General features: G+C 68.9%; 19 protein-coding genes, 1 tRNA gene and 1 pseudogene. 16 read left to right on the forward strand and 5 right to left on the reverse strand.

Annotation, left to right across the window (positions count from 1 at the left end):
- The first annotated feature begins 25 nt into the window (after positions 1-25).
- Genes Q7S93_RS12025 through Q7S93_RS12035 form a run of 3 tightly spaced genes read left to right on the forward strand, consistent with a single transcriptional unit; the run spans position 26 to position 1,935 of the window.
- Positions 26-511, forward strand: a complete 486-nt coding sequence (locus Q7S93_RS12025; protein ID WP_304714140.1) for a CC0125/CC1285 family lipoprotein — start codon at positions 26-28, stop codon at positions 509-511.
- A gap of 55 nt (positions 512-566) precedes the next feature.
- Positions 567-953: a fluoride efflux transporter CrcB gene (crcB, locus tag Q7S93_RS12030; RefSeq protein WP_304714141.1), complete on the forward strand. Its 387-nt coding sequence runs from the start codon at positions 567-569 to the stop codon at positions 951-953.
- Complete coding sequence (locus tag Q7S93_RS12035) at positions 946-1,935, forward strand: RluA family pseudouridine synthase (RefSeq protein WP_304714142.1); 990 nt, start codon at positions 946-948, stop codon at positions 1,933-1,935. Before crcB ends, Q7S93_RS12035 begins: the two co-directional genes overlap by 8 nt.
- A gap of 15 nt (positions 1,936-1,950) precedes the next feature.
- On the opposite strand, the gene Q7S93_RS12040 is transcribed toward Q7S93_RS12035, so the two are convergent.
- Positions 1,951-3,192, reverse strand: coding sequence for a DUF1501 domain-containing protein (locus Q7S93_RS12040; RefSeq protein WP_304714143.1), 1,242 nt, complete (start codon positions 3,190-3,192; stop codon positions 1,951-1,953).
- Complete coding sequence (locus tag Q7S93_RS12045) at positions 3,189-4,589, reverse strand: DUF1800 domain-containing protein (RefSeq protein ID WP_304714144.1); 1,401 nt, start codon at positions 4,587-4,589, stop codon at positions 3,189-3,191. Before Q7S93_RS12045 ends, Q7S93_RS12040 begins: the two co-directional genes overlap by 4 nt.
- Before the next feature lie 83 nt (positions 4,590-4,672).
- Between Q7S93_RS12045 and Q7S93_RS12050 the strand changes: the two genes are divergently transcribed.
- The 4 genes from Q7S93_RS12050 (at position 4,673) to Q7S93_RS12065 (ending at position 8,825) form a co-directional block, all read left to right on the forward strand.
- The gene (locus tag Q7S93_RS12050) at positions 4,673-5,404 is read left to right on the forward strand and encodes an ATP12 family chaperone protein (RefSeq protein WP_304714145.1); all 732 of its coding nucleotides are present in this window, start codon (positions 4,673-4,675) and stop codon (positions 5,402-5,404) included.
- 91 nt (positions 5,405-5,495) lie between these two features.
- Positions 5,496-7,022, forward strand: a complete 1,527-nt coding sequence (locus Q7S93_RS12055; RefSeq protein WP_304714146.1) for an acyl-CoA carboxylase subunit beta — start codon at positions 5,496-5,498, stop codon at positions 7,020-7,022.
- A gap of 113 nt (positions 7,023-7,135) precedes the next feature.
- On the forward strand, positions 7,136-7,984 hold the full coding sequence (locus Q7S93_RS12060) for a BON domain-containing protein (RefSeq protein WP_304714147.1): 849 nt from the start codon (positions 7,136-7,138) through the stop codon (positions 7,982-7,984).
- A 43-nt stretch (positions 7,985-8,027) separates the two neighbouring features.
- On the forward strand, positions 8,028-8,825 hold the full coding sequence (locus tag Q7S93_RS12065; protein WP_304714148.1) for an aminoglycoside phosphotransferase family protein: 798 nt from the start codon (positions 8,028-8,030) through the stop codon (positions 8,823-8,825).
- Here the strand turns inward: Q7S93_RS12065 and msrB are convergent.
- Positions 8,822-9,313, reverse strand: coding sequence for a peptide-methionine (R)-S-oxide reductase MsrB (gene msrB / locus Q7S93_RS12070; RefSeq protein ID WP_304714149.1), 492 nt, complete (start codon positions 9,311-9,313; stop codon positions 8,822-8,824). The genes Q7S93_RS12065 and msrB overlap by 4 nt on opposite strands.
- 79 nt (positions 9,314-9,392) lie before the next feature.
- Here msrB and Q7S93_RS12075 point away from each other — a divergent pair, with 79 nt between their 5' ends.
- The 3 genes from Q7S93_RS12075 to Q7S93_RS12085 all read left to right on the forward strand — a co-directional run bounded on the left by Q7S93_RS12075 (position 9,393) and on the right by Q7S93_RS12085 (position 12,175).
- Positions 9,393-9,713, forward strand: a complete 321-nt coding sequence (locus Q7S93_RS12075; RefSeq protein ID WP_304714150.1) for a heavy metal-binding domain-containing protein — start codon at positions 9,393-9,395, stop codon at positions 9,711-9,713.
- 11 nt (positions 9,714-9,724) lie between these two features.
- Positions 9,725-11,704 (forward strand): acetyl-CoA carboxylase biotin carboxylase subunit, encoded by a 1,980-nt coding sequence (locus Q7S93_RS12080; protein ID WP_304714151.1) that lies wholly within the window; start codon positions 9,725-9,727, stop codon positions 11,702-11,704.
- 108 nt (positions 11,705-11,812) lie between these two features.
- A complete protein-coding gene (locus Q7S93_RS12085) occupies positions 11,813-12,175 on the forward strand; it encodes a PRC-barrel domain-containing protein (protein ID WP_304714152.1) in 363 nt (120 codons plus the stop codon).
- Here Q7S93_RS12085 and lipB read toward each other — a convergent pair.
- Positions 12,157-12,924: a lipoyl(octanoyl) transferase LipB gene (gene lipB, locus Q7S93_RS12090; protein WP_304714153.1), complete on the reverse strand. Its 768-nt coding sequence runs from the start codon at positions 12,922-12,924 to the stop codon at positions 12,157-12,159. The genes Q7S93_RS12085 and lipB overlap by 19 nt on opposite strands.
- Before the next feature lie 50 nt (positions 12,925-12,974).
- Here lipB and Q7S93_RS12095 point away from each other — a divergent pair, with 50 nt between their 5' ends.
- From Q7S93_RS12095 to Q7S93_RS12120, 6 genes are all read left to right on the forward strand, one after another.
- The gene (locus Q7S93_RS12095) at positions 12,975-13,250 is read left to right on the forward strand and encodes a FliM/FliN family flagellar motor switch protein (RefSeq protein WP_370652150.1); all 276 of its coding nucleotides are present in this window, start codon (positions 12,975-12,977) and stop codon (positions 13,248-13,250) included.
- A 61-nt stretch (positions 13,251-13,311) separates the two neighbouring features.
- A tRNA-Leu gene (locus tag Q7S93_RS12100) sits at positions 13,312-13,396 on the forward strand.
- 55 nt (positions 13,397-13,451) lie between these two features.
- On the forward strand, positions 13,452-14,870 hold the full coding sequence (mgtE, locus tag Q7S93_RS12105) for a magnesium transporter (protein ID WP_304714154.1): 1,419 nt from the start codon (positions 13,452-13,454) through the stop codon (positions 14,868-14,870).
- A gap of 89 nt (positions 14,871-14,959) precedes the next feature.
- Entirely contained in the window at positions 14,960-16,405 is a 1,446-nt protein-coding gene (locus Q7S93_RS12110) for a lysozyme (RefSeq protein ID WP_441339428.1), read from the forward strand.
- Between the two features lie 102 nt (positions 16,406-16,507).
- Positions 16,508-17,674: an isovaleryl-CoA dehydrogenase gene (locus tag Q7S93_RS12115; protein ID WP_304714156.1), complete on the forward strand. Its 1,167-nt coding sequence runs from the start codon at positions 16,508-16,510 to the stop codon at positions 17,672-17,674.
- 87 nt (positions 17,675-17,761) lie between these two features.
- Entirely contained in the window at positions 17,762-17,965 is a 204-nt protein-coding gene (locus Q7S93_RS12120; protein WP_304714157.1) for a hypothetical protein, read from the forward strand.
- Positions 17,966-18,275: 310 nt separating this feature from the next.
- On the opposite strand, the pseudogene Q7S93_RS12125 reads toward Q7S93_RS12120, so the two are convergent.
- Positions 18,276-18,653 (reverse strand): annotated as a pseudogene (locus Q7S93_RS12125) (patatin-like phospholipase family protein); the annotation flags it as partial.

Genomic DNA, 18,653 nt, shown 5'->3' on the forward strand with positions numbered 1-18,653 from the left:
GTCGCTCGCTGTACGTTGTTGCGACATGAAGCGAACTCTGGCCTGCCTGTCCCTCTGCGCACTGCTCGGCGCCTGCGCCATGGCCGATACGGCCTATGCGCCGGCCTATGGCCCCCGCGGCGCCGGTTTCTCGGAATACCGGATCGAGCCGGGCCGCTTCCGCGTCACCTTCCAGGGCGGGCCGGGCGCGCCGCCGCAGCAGGTGGCCGATTATGCGCTGCTGCGCGCAGCCGAGCTGACCCTGGCCGAAGGCTATGACTGGTTCGCCATCACAGATCGCGCCACCTCCGGCCGGCCCGGTTCCGGTCCCCGGGTCTCCCTGGGAACCGGCGGCGGCTCCTATGGGGGCCGCAGCGCCATCGGCGTCGGCGTCGGCACAAGCCTGTCGCTCGGCGGCGGCCCCGCCGTGGCCCAGAGCCTTGAGGTCCTGATGGGCGAGGGCCAGCGCCCCGCCGACCCCAACGCCTATGACGCCCGCGGCGTCCGCGACACCCTGCGACCCCGGGTCTGAGGGCGCCGCTCAATCTGCGCTTGGCGGCAGGAAGCCTCCCCCGGCATAAGGGGCCATGGATAAGCTCTTTTTCGTCGCGGTCGGCGGCGGGGTCGGCGCGGTGATGCGCTACCTCCTCGGCGTGGCCAGCCTGCACCGTTTCGGCATGGGATGGCCTGTGGGCACCTTCCTGGCCAATGTCAGCGGTGGCCTGCTGATGGGCCTGCTGGTCGGCTGGCTCGCCCAGCGGGGCGGCGCCGACCAGGAGCGGCTGCGTCTGCTGCTGGGGGTCGGCCTGCTCGGCGGCTTCACCACCTTCTCGGCCTTTTCCCTGGAGACCGCCTTGATGATCGAACGCCGCGCCTATGGCGAAGCCTTCGGCTACGCCCTGGTGTCGGTGCTGCTGTCGGTCACCGCCCTGTTTACGGGCCTGATGCTGATGCGCAGGTTCGCCGATGCGTGAGGTCCGCAACATGGTCGTCGATCCCGCCGAGGGCGGGGTGCGTCTAGACCGCTGGTTCCGCCGCCGCTGGCCCCATCTGACCCAGGGCCAGCTGCACAAGCTGATCCGCTCGGGCCAGGTGCGGATCGACGGCGCCCGCGCCAAGCCCGACACCCGGTTGGAGGGGGGCGAGACCGTGCGCGTGCCGCCGCTGCCCGACGCCCCGGCCAAGGGCGACAGCCGCAAGAGCGTCGAGCTGCATCCCCGGGACGTGGCCTATGTGAAGGGCCTGGTGATCTATGAGGACGAGGAGGTCCTGGTCCTCAACAAGCCCTCGGGCCTGGCGGTCCAGGGCGGCACCAAGACGACCAACCATGTGGACCGTCTGCTGAGCGCCTGGGGCGACGGCCTGGCGCGGCCGAGGCTCGTCCACCGGCTGGACCGCGACACCTCCGGCGTGCTCGTGCTGGGCAAGACCCCGTCGGCGGCGGCCAAGCTCGCCGGCGCCTTCGCCCGTCGCAAGGCGCAGAAGACCTATTGGGCCCTGGTCATGGGCAATCCGCGCCCTACCGAAGGGGTGCTCGAGCTGCCGCTGGTCAAGCGCGGCGTCGGCGATCGCGAGATGATCGTGCCGGCCGAGAAGGGCGACAAGGACGCCGATCCCGCTGAGACTGAGTTCGTCACCATCAGCCGGGCGGGACCCCGGGCGGCCTGGATGGCCCTGCGGCCCCATACCGGCCGGACGCACCAGCTGCGGGCCCACATGAAGGCCATGGGCCATCCGATCCTGGGGGATCCCAAATATGGCGACGAGGCCTCGGCCCAGCTGTCGGGGTTGCTGAAACTGCAGCTTCACGCCCGCCGGCTGACCCTGCCGCACCCGTCCAGCGGCATGCTGATCCTTGAGGCGCCCCTGAGCCCGGAGATGAAGGCGGGCTTTGCGCGCTTCGGCTTCGACGAGCACGAGGCCGATCCCGAACCCTTCGGCCGCAAGCGGCGCTAGAGCGTCTTTCCGACCCTAGACGAGGCCGAGGATCGGCGCCGCTGCGGCGCTGTCGGGGAAGACGGTGGTGTCCAGGGCCCGGCGATCGACGCCCATATGCTCGGCGAGCACGCCCTTGAACAGGCTGCGCAGGTCGGCGGTGGGAGCGAGGTCGCGGTTCTCGAACAGGCGGGCTTCCTTCAGGGTCGGCCAGTCGCCGATGATCCCGCCGGGTTTCAGTGCGCCGCCGAGCAGGAGGGCGGTGGAGGCCGTGCCATGGTCGGTGCCGAGCGTGCCGTTGATCCGGGCGGTGCGGCCAAACTCGGTGACCACCAGGACCACCGTGTCGCGCCACGCCGCCCCCAGACCGCTCTGGAGGCCGCCGAGCAGGGCGTCGAGATAGGCCAGCCGCCGGGCCAGGGCGCCGGCCTGATTGGCGTGGGTGTCGAAGCCCTCCAGGGAGATGGCGACCAGATCGGTGGCGGCGCCCTCCCGCATGAAGCCGGCGATCGTACCGCCCATGCGATCGGCCGCCTCGCGGCTGTCGCCCAGCAGGGTGCGGGTCAGTCTGGCCGTCTCCGCCGGGCTGAGGTCTTCGGCGCCTTCAGGCGCCAGGCGCGCAATATTGGCCTGCGCCAGAACCTCGGTCTTCAGGCCACGGGCGAGCGCGGCCCCCAGCACCGGATCATCGCCATAGAGATCCTGGATCAGCATCGGCAGCCGGGCCTCGGCCTCCACCGCGCGTCCGGGGGACCAGGATGAGGTGGCGACGTCTCCCCTCAGGACCAGGGGCGCCACGGGTCCGACCGAGAGACCCTCCGCCTCGGTCTTGCCCGAGAGATTGACCAGGGCCCGGTTCAGCCAGCCGGAACTCACGTCGTCGCCCGCGGCGCTTTCCAGCCGGTCCTGGGCCTCGAAGTGCGAGCGGATGCGCTCGGGCATGGCCACGGCCGGCGCGATCCGGGCCTGGCCTGCGCCGAGCAGTTGGTGGACGGTCTTGAGCTCCGGATGCAGGCCAAAGTCGCCATCCACCCTGAGCGCGGTGTCTGTGAGGGCAAGGCTCCGGCGCAGCGCCTCGTAATTTGGATCCCCCGTCGGCGGGCTCATGGAAAGTCCGTCGGCGGCGCCGCGCAGGATCACGAGCACGAATTTTTTCCGCCCCGCCGCGGCCAAGGCCGGCGCGCCGACGAGCGGCAAGGCCAGGCCCAGGCCTGCGCCGAGGGCCAGCATCCGGCGGCGGGAGAGCAGGGCGGCGGCAAGAGGTACCGAGCGGGTCATCGGCGCTGAAACTCCGGGCTCATGAGCAGGAGGGCGAGGCCCTCGTCGCGGGACTCCGACCGGGCGATGGCTTTGGCGGTGGTCGGCGAGAGCCGCGCCCCTAGCGCCTGGGCGGCAAGGTCGGACGGGTCACGGCCGCCCACGGCCTTGGGTGCGAAGCTCTCGGTCCAGACCAGGCGTTTGATGATCCCGTCCGGCGTCGCCCAGGCGGCCTCTTCCTCGGGCCACCCTTCGGGGGACGAGGCATAGAAGGGCCGCTGGCCCAGGGCGGTGAGGATGGCCAGTTCCTGAGGCATCTTTGGGATGCGGTCAGTCGCCCGCCAGCTGGAGATCAGGAATTCGTAGGGCGTCTTGAACTTCTTCGGCTCGGCCGCCCAGGCCTCCGGGGCCGAGATAAGCGCGGCGGCCACCTGATCGAGGGCGCCGTCAGAGGCGAGCCAGGCCTCTTCCAATCGCGCCACCAGCGCCGGCGGCGGATCATCAGCCACGAAATGGCGGGCGATCTTGCGCGAGATGAAGCGGGCGGTCTCAGGCCGGGCGGCCAGGTCGCGCAGGATGGCCGTAGACTGGCCCTCGCCCTGAACCTCGTAGCGGACGCCCATCACGGTGCGGGGGCCAGGCTCGTGGGCGATCGTGCGGAAATAGGTCTCGCCGGCCCGCTCCGGGGCGCTGAACCCTCGAAAGGTGATTCCGGTCAGGGCGCGGGCGAACTCGGTCACGTCGGCCTGGGTGTAGCCGGCCTCGACGCCCACGGTGTGAAGCTCAAGGATTTCGCGGGCCAGGTTCTCGTTGAGCCCGACCGCCCGCGACGACTTCCGCCCGGCCATCTGCGCCGCCAGGGCGCTGCCGGGCCCAATCGACCTGTGCTGGTCCAGATAGAGCAGCATGGCCGGGTGGGTCTCGGCCGCGACCAGAAGATCGGTGAAGGCGCCGAACACGTGAGGCCGAACAGCCGTGGTCTCGAACGGCCCAATGGTGGCGGTGCGGACAAAGTTGCCGGCGCCGACGGTAAAGTGGTTGGCCCAGAAGAGCGCCCATCGCTCGGCGAAGGCGCTTTCGGTGGTCGCCCCGTGCGCCGCCCGCTGGACGACGTCAGACTGGATTTTGTCGCGCAGGGCCTTTCGCAGCGTGCTGAGTTCGGGATGCAGGGCCTGGGCCTCAGGGCTCTGCCGCCGGTTGGCCTGAACAAACGCGGACTGGGCCTCGCTGAAGGCCCGTATCGCCTCGGTGCGATCCAAGGGCATGGCGCGAGGGGGCTTGGCGGGGCGCGTTCGTAGCTGGGCCTTGAGAAACCCCTGCGGGTCGCGCCTCGCCTCGGCGATTTCGCCGGGCCGCGCGCCGAGGCCAAAGCGGGTGACCGCAATTGCGGCCTGGAGATCACGGTCGGGCAGGGCCATAAGGCGCCTCCTTGCGCGTGGCGGGTCTGGTCCCCATTCCACGTTTGTCCGCCCCACCTTCGTCGCATTCAATGGAGTCGAATTTGAGACGTGGTTTTCAAGAGGCGACCGACAGGCCCCGGCGATTCTACAAGGCCGTGACGATTTCGCAGGCGGAGGGCGGCTTCGCCATCCTGCTGGACGACCGTCAGGTGCGCGGCCCCCTGGGCGGACGGCTGCTGGTCCCGACCCGGGCCTTGGCCGAGATGATCGCGGCCGAATGGGCGGTCCAGGGCGAGACCCTGGACATTGCCGGCATGCACGCCACCCGCCTGGCCAACACCGCCATCGACTCCATCCCCCAGGCCCGCGCCGCCACAGCCCGTTCGGTGGCGGAATATGCCGGCGCCGATCTGCTCTGCTATTTCGCCGAGGAACCGCAGGCCCTGGTCTCGCGGCAAAGCGCGGCCTGGGAGCCGGTGCTCACCCGGGCCGAGCAGGAGTTCGGCGTCGCCTTCGTCCGCGCCGCCGGCATCATCCACCAGGCCCAGCCCGAGGCGACCCTGGAGCAGGTGAGAACCCTGGCCGAGAGCCTGGATGATTTCCGCCTGGCCGGCGTCGCCTTCGGCGCGTCGCTCTATGGCTCCGCCGTGCTGGCGCTGGCGCTGCAGCGGGGCTGGCTGGACGGCGCCCAGGCGCTGGCCCTGGCTCGCCTGGACGAGATCTTCCAGGAGGAGGCCTGGGGCGTCGATGAAGAGGCCGCCGAGCGGGTCGCCCGCCTGACCTTGGAGTCGGCCATGCTGGACGCCTGGTTCCGCGCCCTGGACGCCGCCTAGGGGCGGATTTCCCTGACGCCGGGTGAACTTGCGCGGCCCTGCGGCGCCCATTACGGCTGGGCGGTCAGTGGTCGTCAGGGAGGGGTTCAGCGTGAAGCAGGTCCTCATAGAGCTCGAAGCCAAGCGGGAAACCGCGCGCCAGGGGGGCGGGACCCGCCGGATCGAAGCCCAGCACGCCAAGGGCAAGCTCACCGCCCGCGAACGGGTGGACCTGCTGCTGGACGAGGGCTCCTTCGAGGAGTTCGACATGTTCGTCGAGCACCGGGCCACCGACTTCGGCATGGCCGAGCAGAAGGTGCCGGGCGACGGGGTGGTCACTGGCTGGGGCACGATCAACGGCCGCACGGTCTTCGTCTTCTCCAAGGATTTCACGGTCTTCGGCGGATCTCTTTCCAGCGCGCACGCGCAGAAGATTCTCAAGGTCCAGCGGCAGGCCATCAAGATGGGCGCGCCGATCATCGGCCTGTTCGACGCCGGCGGGGCTCGCATCCAGGAAGGGGTGGATTCGCTCGCCGGCTATGCCGACATCTTCCTGGAAAACACCCTGGCCTCGGGCGTCATCCCGCAGATCGCGGTGATCATGGGCCCCTGCGCCGGCGGCGACGTCTATTCCCCGGCCATCATGGACTTCATCTTCATGGTGAAGGACACGAGCTACATGTACGTGACCGGCCCTGATGTGGTGAAGACGGTCACCCACGAGGATGTCAGCCACGAGGACCTCGGCGGCTACCGGGTCCACGCCATGAAGTCCGGGGTGGCCGACGGCGCCTTCGAGAACGACCTGGAGGCCATGACCCAGGTGCGCCGGCTGGTGGACTTCCTGCCGACCTCGAACCGCGAGCGCCCGCCGGTGCGGGTGAGCTTCGACGACGCCGAGCGGGAGGAGGCGAGCCTCGACACCCTGGTGCCGGCCAATCCCAACAAGCCCTACGACATGAAGGAGCTGATCTCCAAGGTCGTGGACGAGGCCGATTTCTTCGAGATTTCCCCGGATTTCGCCAAGAACATCATCTGCGGCTTCGCCCGGATGGACGGTCAGCCGGTGGGCGTCGTCGCCAACCAGCCGCAGGTCCTGGCCGGCGTCCTGGACATCGACGCCAGCCGCAAGGCCGCCCGCTTCGTGCGCTTCTGCGACGCCTTCGAAATCCCGCTGGTGACCTTCGTCGACGTGCCGGGCTTCATGCCAGGCACCCGGCAGGAGCAGGGGGGCCTGATCCGCCACGGCGCCAAGCTCTTGTTCGCCTATGCCGAGGCCACGGTCCCGAAGATCACCATCATCACCCGCAAGGCCTATGGCGGCGCCTATGACGTGATGAGCTCCAAGCACATCCGCGGCGATCTGAACTATGCCTGGCCCACGGCCGAGATCGCCGTCATGGGCTCGAAGGGCGCGGTGGAGATCATCTTCCGCAACCAGACCGAAGAGGAACTGGCGGCCCGGGAGGCGGAGTATAAGGACCGCTTCGCCAACCCCTTCGTCGCCGCCAGCCGGGGCTATATCGACGATGTGATCATGCCCCACGGCACCCGCCGCCGGATCGTGCGCGGCCTGCGCAGCCTTAAGGGCAAGGTCCTCCAGAACCCTTGGAAGAAACACGATAATATCCCTCTGTGATCTGATGACGGGTTCAGCGCCCGCTCAGACAATTTCGGAACAAGGCCGGGGGCGAGCCTGTTGTTTTGGGGAGAGCGCGAATGCGCACCGCTCAAGACACGGGAGAACCGAGCATGACTGACAGATGGACCGACGATCAGGATCGCGGGCGCGCCCGCTGGCCCCGGCGCGGCGATGACCAGGGCCTGGCGCGTGGTCGACAGGGCGGCGGCTTCGCCTCTGACGAGGCCGACGATCGTAGTTTTGCCCCAGGCGGCCGCGGCCGCGGCCGCGTCTTCGGAGAGCAGGAGACCGGCGTCGATTACGAACACGGCACGTCGGCGGCCTGTCGAAACGATGCGCCCAGAGATCGCCATGAGGATCGCGACCGGCTCTACGGCGAAGGCTATTTCGGCCAGGAAGGCTACGCCATGCAGAGTGGCGGGTTCGGGGGGCGAAGCGAGATCGATGACCCGCCGCGCCGCCAGCGGCCTGAGACGCGCCGAGCCTATGCCCGCGCCTATGGCGGCGAAGGCCGGCTGGCCCGCGACACCCATGACCGCGGCTTCTGGGACCGGACGACCGATGAGGTCGCCTCCTGGTTCGGCGACGAGGACGCTGAGCGCAGGCGTCGCTGGGACGAGGCCCGCAGCCACCGCGGTCGTGGCCCCAAGGGCTATGTGCGTCCCGACGAAAGGATCATGGACGATGTCCATCATCACCTGACCGACGATCCCTGGCTCGACGCTTCGGAGATCGAGGTCCGGGTGAAGGACGGCGAAGTGACCTTGAGCGGCACGGTGGATGATCGCCGCGCCAAGCATCACGCCGAGCACTGCGTCGAAGACATTCACGGCGTGAAGCACGTGCAGAACAATCTTCGGGTCCAGGCCCGTGTGGACCAGCCCTCCATCGTCACCGGCCAGCAGGGCCGCATGGCCACCACCTCGACCCTCGCCAAGGTCACCGACGGCGAGGAGTAGCCTCGGTTTGCGCCCTGCGCCCCCGCTGGCCTAGGCTGGCGGCATGGGCGCCGGACTTGAGGATTTTGAACCCTGGCTCGCCCTCTGGAACCTGGTTCCGGAGGGCGATGTCATGTCCATGCCCGTGACGCGCTCACGCCTGCTGCCCGTGCGCGCCGGGGAACAGGCCGCCATGCTGAAGCTGGCCCACAGCGCCGATGAGCGGCGGGGCGCGACCATCATGGCGTGGTGGGACGGGCAGGGCGCCGCGCCCGTGCTGGCCGCGCAGGACGAGGCGCTGCTGATGGTCCGCGCGGCTGGGGATACGCTGACCTCCATGGTCCGGGCCGGGCGGGATGAGGCGGCCACGGTGATCCTCTGCCAGGTGGTCGCCCGGCTGCATGCGCCGCGGGAGCGGCCGCCTCCGGCGGCGCCGTCCCTGGCCCAGCAGTTTTTCGCCCTCAGCCAGTCGGATGACCCGACCCTGGCGTGCGCCCGCCGCATAGCTTCGAAGCTGCTGGAGGCCCCGCGCGACCCGGTGCTGCTGCACGGGGACATCCACCACGGCAATGTGCTGGACTTCGGCCCGGCGGGCTGGCTCGCCATCGATCCCTGGGGGCTGGTGGGCGAGCGGGCCTATGACTACGCCAACATCTTCGCCAATCCCGACCTGGCCTCCGTCACCCCCGACCGCTTCGCTGCGCGCCTGGCGCAGATCGCGCGGACGGCGGATCTGGAGCCGGCCCGGCTAAGCGCCTGGGCCCATGCCCATGCCGGCCTGTCAGCCGCCTGGCACGCCCAGGACGGAAGCGATCCGGCCGCGCCCAGGGCTGTGCTCGCCATCCTTGAGGAGACGGGCTAGCCCGCCCCCATGTGGGCGTTGTCGCCGCGGCCCAGGGGATCGCGCAGGGGCTGGCCGTCGCCGACGAACTCCAGCGACACTGAATTGATGCAGTAGCGCAGGCCCGTGGGCCGCGGTCCGTCGGGAAAGACGTGGCCCTGGTGGCTGTCGCACCGGGCGCAGCGGGTCTCGATGCGCACCATGCCGTAGCTGACATCGCGGACGGCGACCACATGGGCCTCGTCCATGGGGGCGAAGAAGCTCGGCCAGCCGGTGCCGCTCTCGAACTTGGTGTGGGCCCGGAACAGGGGCAGGCCGCAGAGGCGGCAGCAATAGACACCGTCTTCCTTGTTATCGAGCAAGCCGCCGCAGAAGGGCGCTTCGGTGCCATGCCGCAACAGGACCTCGGCCTCTTCGGGGGATAGGTCGGCTTCGAGGGCCTTGCGTTCCGCAGCGTCGGGCGGGGACAGATCGAATTCGGTCGTCGGGGAGTCGGCTGGCTTGGTCATGATCACCAATCTAAGGTTCGCCCCCACGGAGCGAAAGGACCCCCGCGTTCGATTGGGGGCATGTCGGGAGAGGCCAGCAATGATCACCGCCACCACACCCACCCTCGCAGAGCGGGAAACCACCCGAACCCTGGGCGTCGTCACCGGGGAGGCGATCATCGGCGCCCACATCTTCCGGGACTTCTTCGCCGGCGTCACAAACATCATCGGCGGCCGCGCCGGCGGCTATGAAAAGGCCCTGCGCGAGGCCCGCGACATCGCTCTGCGGGAAATGTGCGACGAGGCCCGTGGCCTCGGCGCCGACGCCGTGGTCGGCGTCGACCTCGACTACGAAACCCTGGGCGTCGAAAACGGGATGCTGATGGTCAGCGCCTCGGGTACGGCGGTGAAGCTGCGTTGAGTTCGGTGAGCATGTTTTCCAAGATCCTGATCGCCAACCGGGGCGAGATCGCCGTCCGCATCATCAAGACCTGTCGCCGGATGGGGATCGCCACGGTGGTGGTCTATTCCGAGGCCGACGCCGATTCCATGGCCGTGGAGATGGCCGACGAAGCGCTCTTCATCGGCCCGGCGCCGGCGTCCGAGAGCTATCTGGTGGCCGACAAGATCGTCGCGGCCTGCCGCGAGACCGGCGCCCAGGCGGTCCATCCGGGCTTCGGCTTCCTGTCGGAAAACGCCGGCTTCGCCCGGCGGCTGGCCGAGGAAGGCATCGTCTTCATCGGGCCGAACCCTGAGGCCATCGCGGCCATGGGCGACAAGATCGAGAGCAAGAAGGCCGCCGGCCGCGCGGGCGTCTCCACCGTGCCGGGCCATGTGGGCGAGATTTCCGACACCGCCCATGCCGTGCAGATCGCCGAGGAGATCGGCTATCCGGTGATGATCAAGGCCAGCGCCGGGGGCGGCGGCAAGGGTATCCGCGTGGCCTGGACCCGCAAGGATGTCGAGGAAGGCTTCCCCGCCGTCCAGTCGGAGGCTCGTTCCAGCTTCGGCGACGACCGCATCTTCATCGAGAAGTTCATCGAGAGTCCGCGCCATATCGAGATCCAGGTGCTGGGCGACAAGCACGGCCATGTCGTCCACCTGTTCGAGCGGGAATGCTCGATCCAGCGGCGCAACCAGAAGGTCATCGAAGAGGCGCCCAGCCCCCTGCTGGATGAGGCCACCCGCAAGGCCATGGGCGACCAGGCCATCGCGCTGGCCAAGGCCGTCGGCTACGACAGCGCCGGCACCGTCGAGTTCGTGGCCGGCCAGGACCGCAGCTTCTTCTTTCTGGAGATGAACACCCGCCTGCAGGTGGAGCACCCGGTCACCGAACTGATCACCGGCGTCGACCTGGTGGAGCAGATGATCCGCTCAGCGGCCGGCGAGCCCCTGGCCTTCGCCCAGGACGACCTGTCCGTCAACGGCTGGGCGATCGAAAGCCGGATCTATGCCGAGGATCCCTATCGCGGCTTCCTGCCCTCCATCGGCCGGCTGGTGCGCTACCACCCGCCCGAAGAGCGTGATGGCGCGCATCTGAAGGTGCGCAACGACGCCGGCGTCCGCGAGGGCGACGAGATCTCGATGTTCTACGACCCGATGATCTCCAAGCTGTCCACCTGGGCGCCGACGCGGATCGCCGCCATCGACGCCATGGGCGAGGCCCTGGAGAATTTCCACATCGAGGGCCTGGGGCAGAACATCCCCTTCCTGGCCGCGGTGATGGACCAGGACCGCTTCCGCTCAGGCCAGCTGTCCACCAACTACATCAAGGACGAGTTTCCCGACGGCTTCCAGGGGACGACCGCCACGGCTCGCCAGCAGGACATCCTGATCGCCGCAGCCTGCGCCATGCACCGGGTGATGAGCGAGCGGGCCTGGCCCGGACGGGCGCGGGAGGACTGGGTGGTCAACGCCCAGGGCGTCGATCATCCGGTGAAACTCAAGGGTGAGGGCGGGGCCACTGTGGTCGAGCTGACCGAGGCGGGCCGCATCCTGACCCTGACCGAGATGGACTGGCGGCCAGGTCAGCCGGTCTTCGCCGCCATGCTGGAGGGGCGGCGGTTCACCGTTCAGGTGCGACCGGCCGCCGACGGGTTCGTGATCCGGCACCGAGCCATGGAGTGCCGGGTCCGAGTGCTGACGCCCGTCGCGGCCGTGCTTTACAAGCGCCTGCCGCCCAAAAAGGCGGCCGACACCGCCAAGCTGGTCCTGTCGCCCATGCCGGGCCTGGTGGTGACCCTCGACGTGGTCGTCGGCCAGGAGGTCAAGACCGGCGAGACGGTGGCCATCATCGAAGCCATGAAGATGCAGAACATCATCCGCGCCGAGCGGGATGGGGTGGTCAAGGCGGTAGGGGCCAAGCAGGGCGATTCCGTCGCCGCCGACGAGGTGCTGGTGGAATTCGCCTGATCCGGCGACCCGGGCGGGGAGGGCCAGGGCGAGCTCTGCTGTCGGAACATCCCCCAAGGGAAGGGTGTTCTGGAGGTGCGACACAACCTCAAGACATGGAGTCTCCCAATGGGCACTGATGCAGCCGACCGCACCGACATGCGCCTGATCGCCGCCGACAAGGTCGAGGGCGTGAGCGTCTACAATCCTGCCGGCGAAAAGCTGGGAACGGTGGAGAACATCTTCATCGACAAGGTGTCCGGCCAGGCCGAGTTCGCCACCATGGCCTTTGGCGGCCTGCTCGGCATGGGCGAGAAGCACTATCCGCTGCCCTGGTCGGTCCTGACCTACGACACCGCCAAGGACGGCTTCGTCGTCGCCCTGGAGAAGGAAACCCTCGAAGGGGCGCCGGGCTATGACAAGTCCCGCTTCTCCACCACTGACTATGGCTGGCGAGAAGAGGTCAGCGGTTATTACGGGGCGACGGTCTGATCCGACCCTGACGACATAGGCGCGCACGGGGGCGGGTCGACCGCCTCTGTCAGCCCAAAGACGGCCTCGAAGCCGGCGCGGAGACCCGCGTCGGCTTCGTCCATGGTGACGGGCAGGCCGAGGTCCACCAGGCTGGTCACCCCATGCTCGGTGACGCCACAGGGCACGATGCCGGCGAAATGGCTCAGATCGGGTTCGACGTTCAGCGCCACCCCGTGGAATGACACCCAGCGCCGCAACTTTACCCCGATGGCGGCGATCTTGTCCTCCTGCGGGGCGAAGCCCGGCGTGCGCCGCTCCACCCAGACCCCCACCCGACCGGGCCGAATCGCCCCTTCGACATTGAAGCGCGCCAGGGCGCCGATCACCCAGGCCTCCAGGGCTGCGACGAAGGCGCGCACGTCGCGGCGCCGGGCGGTGAGGTCGAGCATCACATAGGCCACCCGCTGGCCGGGGCCGTGATAGGTGAACTGTCCGCCGCGCCCGCTCTGGAAGACCGGGAACCGGTCGGGCTGCAGCAGGTCCGCCGGCTTGGCCGAAACCCCGGCCGTATAGAGCGGGGGGTGCTCCAGCAGCCAGATCAGCTCGCCGGCGCGCCCCTCGGCGATGGCGGCGGCGCGGGCCTCCATGGCGGCGACGGCGGCCTCATAGTCCACCAGGCCCGGGGAGATCGCCCAGCCCACAGGGCGGCCATCCTCGCGGGCGAAGATTGGCGTTTCGGTCGGCGGATTTAACGTGCGGTCAAGCATGAGCCGTCAATGTGGGGTCTTAGCCCGCCGGCTGCAAAGCCGCAGACGGGCTGGTGTTCAGGGGTGTGGGTTTGTCCAGTCAGGTCGAAGCGGTCAACGTCGAGATTTCGGTGGTGCTGGGCCGCGCCTCCCTGCCCATGCAGCAGCTCCTGCGCATGGGTCGCGGGGCGGTGATTCCCCTCGACGCCACGGTCAATGAAGAGGTCTGGATCCTGGCCAATAACCACCCCGTCGCCCGCGGGGAAATCCAGATCAGCGACGACAAGATCGCGATCGCCGTCACCCGCGAGGCCAATGTGTTCGACTACATGGCCGGCGGGAGCTGACGGGCGAAAACTGTCCTTCACAAAGCCGCGGTGGTTTGCTACGCCCCGCGGCTCACCACGAGCGGTCGTGGCGGAATTGGTAGACGCGCAGCGTTGAGGTCGCTGTGGGGCAACCCGTGGAAGTTCGAGTCTTCTCGACCGCACCAGTGAAACCAGGAACGGCAGAACGGTAGATCTTAGACGTCAGCAGGGGAGGTCCGCATGAGCCGTGAACTGGCCGACCTTGCCGACGATGAGACCGATCGCGAAGAAGACCTGGAAGACCTCGCGCTTGGCGAGGACTATGCGCTCAATCCGCAGTTCGTCTCGATGGTGGTGGACGCCGCCGATCGCGGCGATTCCGAGCGCCTGCGTGAGCTGCTCAGCGCGCTGCATCCGGCCGACGTCGCCGACCTGATCGGCTTCCTGGCCGCCGACTATCGCGAAGTGATCCTGCCGCACCTCGATCCCGAGGCCCTGGCCGAGATCCTCTCCGAGCTCGATTACGAAATCCGCGAAGAGATTCTCGAGTCGGTGTCCCCCGAGACCCTGGCCAAGGCGCTGGGCGAGCTGGACTCCGACGACGCCGCCGACGTGGTTGAAGACCTTGAGGCCGACAAGCGGGCCCAGGTCCTGGCGGCCCTGCCGGAGACCGAGCGGGCGGCCATCGAGAGCGCGCTCTCCTATGGCGAGGAGACCGCCGGGCGGCTGATGCAGCGCGAGGTGGTGGCCGCGCCGCAGTTCTGGACCGTCGGCCAGGCCATCGACCACTTCCGGCGGGAATCCGACGACCTGCCCGAGCTGTTCTTCGACGTCTATGTGGTCGACCCCACCTACAAGCCCGTGGGCGCGGTGCCGATCAGCACCCTGCTACGCGCCAAGCGCGACACGCCCCTGGCCCAGATCATGGAATCTCTCTCGGAGATTCCCGTCGATATGGACCAGGAAGAGGTGGCCTACATCTTCGACAAGTACCACCTGATCTCCGCCCCGGTGGTCGAGCCGGGCGGGCGGCTCGTCGGCCAGATCACGGTCGATGACATTGTCGGCGTCATCCAGGAGGAAAGTCGCGAGGACATCCTGGCCCTGGCCGGCGTGTCCGACGGCGGGCGCCACGGGGATGTGTGGGACATGGTCCGCTCGCGCCTGCCCTGGCTCTTGCTCAACACCCTGACGGCGGCCCTGGCGGTCAGCGTCATCCAGGCCTTCGAGGCCCAGATCGCCCAGGTGGTGACCCTGGCGGTGCTGATGCCCATCGTCGCCTCCCTCGGCGGCAATGGCGCCACCCAGACCCTGACCGTGGCCGTTCGCGCCCTGGCCAGCCGCGAGCTGTCGGCGGTCAACGCCCTTCGGGTGGTCAACCGGGAGATGATCGTCGGCCTGGTCAATGGCGCGGTGCTGGCCACGGTGACCAGCCTGGCGGTCTATCTGCTGTTCGGCGATGTCCGGCTCTGCATCGCCTTTGCCGCCGCCCTGGTTATCAATATGTTCGTGGCGTCGGTGGCCGGCGCCGTGGTGCCCCTGGCGCTGGATCGGATGGGCCGCGACCCGGCGGTGTCCTCGGCCGTCTTTGTCACCTTCGTGACCGACTTCACCGGATTCTTCGCCTTCCTGGGCATCGCCGCCCTGATCTTGCTCTAGCCACTTGCGGTAGCCTGGGGTCCCGGCCCCTATCTTGCCGGGAGAGGCGCAGACCCCGTGTTTGTGTCTCAACATGGATCAGGATGGCTATGAAACCGCGTCACCAAGTCTCCCGCGCCGCGATCGACCTGATCAAGCGGTTCGAAGGCTACCGCCCCAAGGCGGCGCAGCTGGTCGATGGCCGCTGGACCATCGGCTATGGCCACACCCTGACCGCCCGCAAGGGCGCCGAAGTCTCAGAACGGGACGCTGAAGCCCTGCTGCTCTACGACCTGATCGCGGTGGCCCACGCGGTCAACGAGACCACCTATACGCCGCTGACCCAGAACCAGTTCGACGCCCTGTGCTGCTTTGCGTTCAACATCGGCGTGGAGAACTTCCGCCGATCCTCGGTGCTACGCCGGCTGAATGAGGGCCAGTTGCTGCTGGCCGCCTGCGGCATGGAGCTGTGGCGCAAGGCCGACTTTGAGGGCGAGCGGATCGTCATCGACGCCCTGGTCCGCCGCCGGGCGGCTGAGAAGACCCTGTTCCTGACGCCGATGGACGGCTGGGTGCCGGCGCCGTCGCCGGTGCTGCGGCCCAATCTCGACGCCGATGTGAGCGGGATGGTGCCGCGGGAGACGCCGCTGGCCGTGCGCACCGCCATGGACGGCCTCCAGGCGGTGGCGCAGCGTGACCTCCAGGCCCATCCCCTCAAGCCCGCGCCGCCGGAGGAGGGCGAGACCGAGCCGAGCCCCGCCCAGGCCGCCGCCGCCGCCGTCAGCTATCGCCTGCAGGCGATCTTCCGCGAGCCGGCGATCGAGGCGGCCGCCCCGGCCGAGGCGGCGTCTGCCGCGGCAGCGGCAGACGAGCCGCCCCCCGCCGCCGCGCCGGAGCCGAACCTCAGCGACCTGCCGGCGCCCACCGATATCCTGGCCGAGGCCGGGGAGACGGCCCAGGCGCAGGCTGAACCGGCGCCAGAGCCGGAGCCGGCGCCCGCGCCCGCGCCCATCTTCGCGCCCGTGGCGGGCCTGGCCGTGGCCGGCGGCGCCGAGCGCGCCTTCGTGCTGACCTCGCCCGAGCCTGACGCCGACGAGGCCGAGCCCGAGGCCCACCTCGAAGCGACGCCTGAGTTCCGCGCCGACAACGCCCCGAGCCTGTTCGATCGACCCATGCTGGCGGCCAATGATCTTACCGCCTCGCCCCTGGCCGTAGCGTCCCCGGCGCCGGCGCTTGATCCCCGTCCGATGCTGATGATCGACGACACGGCGCCGGAGCCCTCCATCCTCACCTTCGAGCCTGCGCCACAGCATAAGGAGAAGGCGAGCCTGGGTGGGCTGTTGGTTCTGGCGGGCCTTGGCCTGGCCCTGTTCGCGGGGGGGCTCTTCTGGGCGTTCAACGCCCGGGTCGAAAACGGCGGCTTCATCAGCCCGCTGGTGGTCGGCTGGATCGCCGGGATCGCCGGCGTCGGCTTCTTCGGTGTCGCGGCCTATCTGATCCTGCAGCGGTTCGGTGGCGAGGATGACCTCGAATCCGAGAACGACCGAGCATTCTGAGCCGCTGAGGCGACATCGGGAGGCAAGGCCTGCTACGCCCTTGCCGACCGGCGGTCGATTCCGTCTCTCGCCGATGGCCCAGCTCCATGCTACGCCACGGGCATGATCGCGAACACTGGCCCTTCCCTGGAGTTCGGCCTCGGCGAAGCCGCCGACGCCATCCGTGAGACCACGGCGCGCTTTGCGGCCGGCGAGATCGCCCCCCGCGCCGCCGAGATCGACGCCGCCAACACCTTCCCCCGCGACCTCTGGCCCCGCATGGGCGCCCTTGGCCTGCACGGGATCACCGTGGAGGAGGCCTATGGCGGCCTTGGCCTCGGCTATCTTGAGCATGTGGTGGCCATGGAGGAGGTCAGCCGGGCCTCGGCCTCGGTGGGCCTGTCCTATGGCGCCCACTCCAACCTCTGTGTGAACCAGATCCGCCGCTGGGGCTCCGAAGAGCAGAAGCAGCGCTATCTGCCGCGGCTGATCAGCGGCGAGCATGTGGGCGCCCTGGCCATGAGCGAGGCCGGCTCAGGCTCCGACGTGGTGTCCATGCGGCTGCGGGCCGAGACCCGCGGCGACCGCTATGTGCTGAACGGGACCAAGTTCTGGATCACCAACGGGCCGCACGCCGATGTGCTGGTGGTCTACGCCAAGACCGATCCGGAGGCGACCGGCCGGGCGATCACCGCCTTCCTGATCGAGAAGGACTTCAAGGGGTTCAGCGTCGCCCAGAAGCTGGACAAGCTGGGCATGCGGGGCTCCGACACCGCAGAACTGGTGTTCGAGGACTGCGAGGTTCCGCAGGATAACGTGCTTGGCCCGCTGGGCGGCGGGGTGGGCGTGCTGATGAGCGGCCTGGACTATGAGCGCGCCGTGCTGGCGGGCGGCCCGCTGGGCATCATGCAGGCCTGTCTCGACTCGGTCCTGCCCTATGTGCGCGAGCGCAAGCAGTTCGGCGCGCCCATCGGCTCCTTCCAGCTGATGCAGGCCAAGGTGGCCGACAGGTATGTCGCCCTGAATTCGGCGCGGGCCTATGTCTATGCCGTGGCCAGGGCCTGCGACGCGGGTCTCACCACCCGGTTCGATGCGGCCGGGGCCATCCTGATGGCCTCGGAAAACGCCGTGACATGCGCCCTTGAGGCCATTCAGGCGCTCGGCGGGGCCGGCTACACCAAGGACTACCCGGTGGAGCGCCTGCTGCGGGACGCCAAGCTCTATGACATCGGCGCCGGCACCAACGAGATCCGCCGCTTCCTGATCGGGCGGGAGCTGATCGGCGGGTAGGGGCGCAGCCCCGTCATCTTACGGCTGTCGGGAACCCGACCACATCAGCCGGGGTTTCCTTAGGTGAGCACCAAGGAGATTTCAGTCATGCGTAAGACCTTCATCGCCGTTCCCATCGCCGTTTCCGCCCTGGCCCTGGCGGCCTGCGGAACCACTGTCACCGAGCGTGCAGCCACCGGCGCCCTGGGCGGCGCGGCTGTCGGCGGCGCGGTCAGCGGGGACCTGACCGGCGCGGCTGCTGGCGCAGCCATCGGTGGCGTCGCCGGCGCAGCGACGACGCCCCGCCGTTAAGGCGCCGTCCAACCCCCCACGCCTCAAACTCCAGACAACAAAAAGGGGCCGGTCCATTGTCGGGACCGGCCCCTCCATTGTCGGACCGCAAGCGCGGCGGCCCGCAACCTTAGCAGCGCTTTAAGCGCGAACCTCGTGGGAGGCCCAGGCTACGGTCACCGACTGCGACGAATGACAATGAGACACTGGATCACCTCCTTTCAGTTGTTGAACACCATCAGCAATATGGGATGACTTTTCGAGAGTCGCAAACCCACGACGGCGTGATGCGACAAGTCGCCCGATTTTGCGGTGCTTTGCGCCCCTTCGATCACCGCCAGCGGGAGCCGGTCGCCTCGCTGAGGGCGGGACGGCGACGCAGTTCGGTCACCGGCGTCTCCAGCCTGTCCAGGGCGGTGATCATGGCCGAGTAGCCGGCGGCGACCGCCGGGTCATAGGCTTCCCAGTTGCGGATCTCGACCCCGGTCATGTCCGGGGTGATCAGCAGATCGACGCTCTCGCGCGCCGCCCGCAGATCGCGCCCGGTCGGCACCGTGGCGGCCCGCATTAGCAAGGAGACAATGGGCGGACCCTGCCGCCAGGCTCCCGACAGAATCCAGCGTAACACCGACTCCGGCCGCGCCACGTCCTTGGCGGTGATGCTGCGGCCGCGGGTGACGTCGATTCCGACGACGGGACCCAGGTGCAT

This window comes from Phenylobacterium sp., assembly GCF_030646615.1.
Lineage (GTDB): Bacteria > Pseudomonadota > Alphaproteobacteria > Caulobacterales > Caulobacteraceae > Phenylobacterium.

Excerpts from the sequence above, each read along its gene's own strand:
- Q7S93_RS12025 (WP_304714140.1), top strand. The coding sequence starts at position 26 with ATGAAGCGAACTCTGGCCTGCCTGTCCCTCTGCGCACTGCTCGGCGCC.
- crcB (WP_304714141.1), top strand. The coding sequence starts at position 567 with ATGGATAAGCTCTTTTTCGTCGCGGTCGGCGGCGGGGTCGGCGCGGTG.
- Q7S93_RS12035 (WP_304714142.1), top strand. The coding sequence starts at position 946 with ATGCGTGAGGTCCGCAACATGGTCGTCGATCCCGCCGAGGGCGGGGTG.
- Q7S93_RS12040 (WP_304714143.1), bottom strand. The coding sequence starts at position 3,192 with ATGACCCGCTCGGTACCTCTTGCCGCCGCCCTGCTCTCCCGCCGCCGG.
- Q7S93_RS12045 (WP_304714144.1), bottom strand. The coding sequence starts at position 4,589 with ATGGCCCTGCCCGACCGTGATCTCCAGGCCGCAATTGCGGTCACCCGC.
- Q7S93_RS12060 (WP_304714147.1), top strand. The coding sequence starts at position 7,136 with ATGACTGACAGATGGACCGACGATCAGGATCGCGGGCGCGCCCGCTGG.
- Q7S93_RS12065 (WP_304714148.1), top strand. The coding sequence starts at position 8,028 with ATGGGCGCCGGACTTGAGGATTTTGAACCCTGGCTCGCCCTCTGGAAC.
- msrB (WP_304714149.1), bottom strand. The coding sequence starts at position 9,313 with ATGACCAAGCCAGCCGACTCCCCGACGACCGAATTCGATCTGTCCCCG.
- Q7S93_RS12075 (WP_304714150.1), top strand. The coding sequence starts at position 9,393 with ATGATCACCGCCACCACACCCACCCTCGCAGAGCGGGAAACCACCCGA.
- Q7S93_RS12080 (WP_304714151.1), top strand. The coding sequence starts at position 9,725 with ATGTTTTCCAAGATCCTGATCGCCAACCGGGGCGAGATCGCCGTCCGC.
- Q7S93_RS12085 (WP_304714152.1), top strand. The coding sequence starts at position 11,813 with ATGGGCACTGATGCAGCCGACCGCACCGACATGCGCCTGATCGCCGCC.
- lipB (WP_304714153.1), bottom strand. The coding sequence starts at position 12,924 with ATGCTTGACCGCACGTTAAATCCGCCGACCGAAACGCCAATCTTCGCC.
- mgtE (WP_304714154.1), top strand. The coding sequence starts at position 13,452 with ATGAGCCGTGAACTGGCCGACCTTGCCGACGATGAGACCGATCGCGAA.
- Q7S93_RS12110 (WP_441339428.1), top strand. The coding sequence starts at position 14,960 with ATGAAACCGCGTCACCAAGTCTCCCGCGCCGCGATCGACCTGATCAAG.
- Q7S93_RS12115 (WP_304714156.1), top strand. The coding sequence starts at position 16,508 with ATGATCGCGAACACTGGCCCTTCCCTGGAGTTCGGCCTCGGCGAAGCC.
- Q7S93_RS12120 (WP_304714157.1), top strand. The coding sequence starts at position 17,762 with ATGCGTAAGACCTTCATCGCCGTTCCCATCGCCGTTTCCGCCCTGGCC.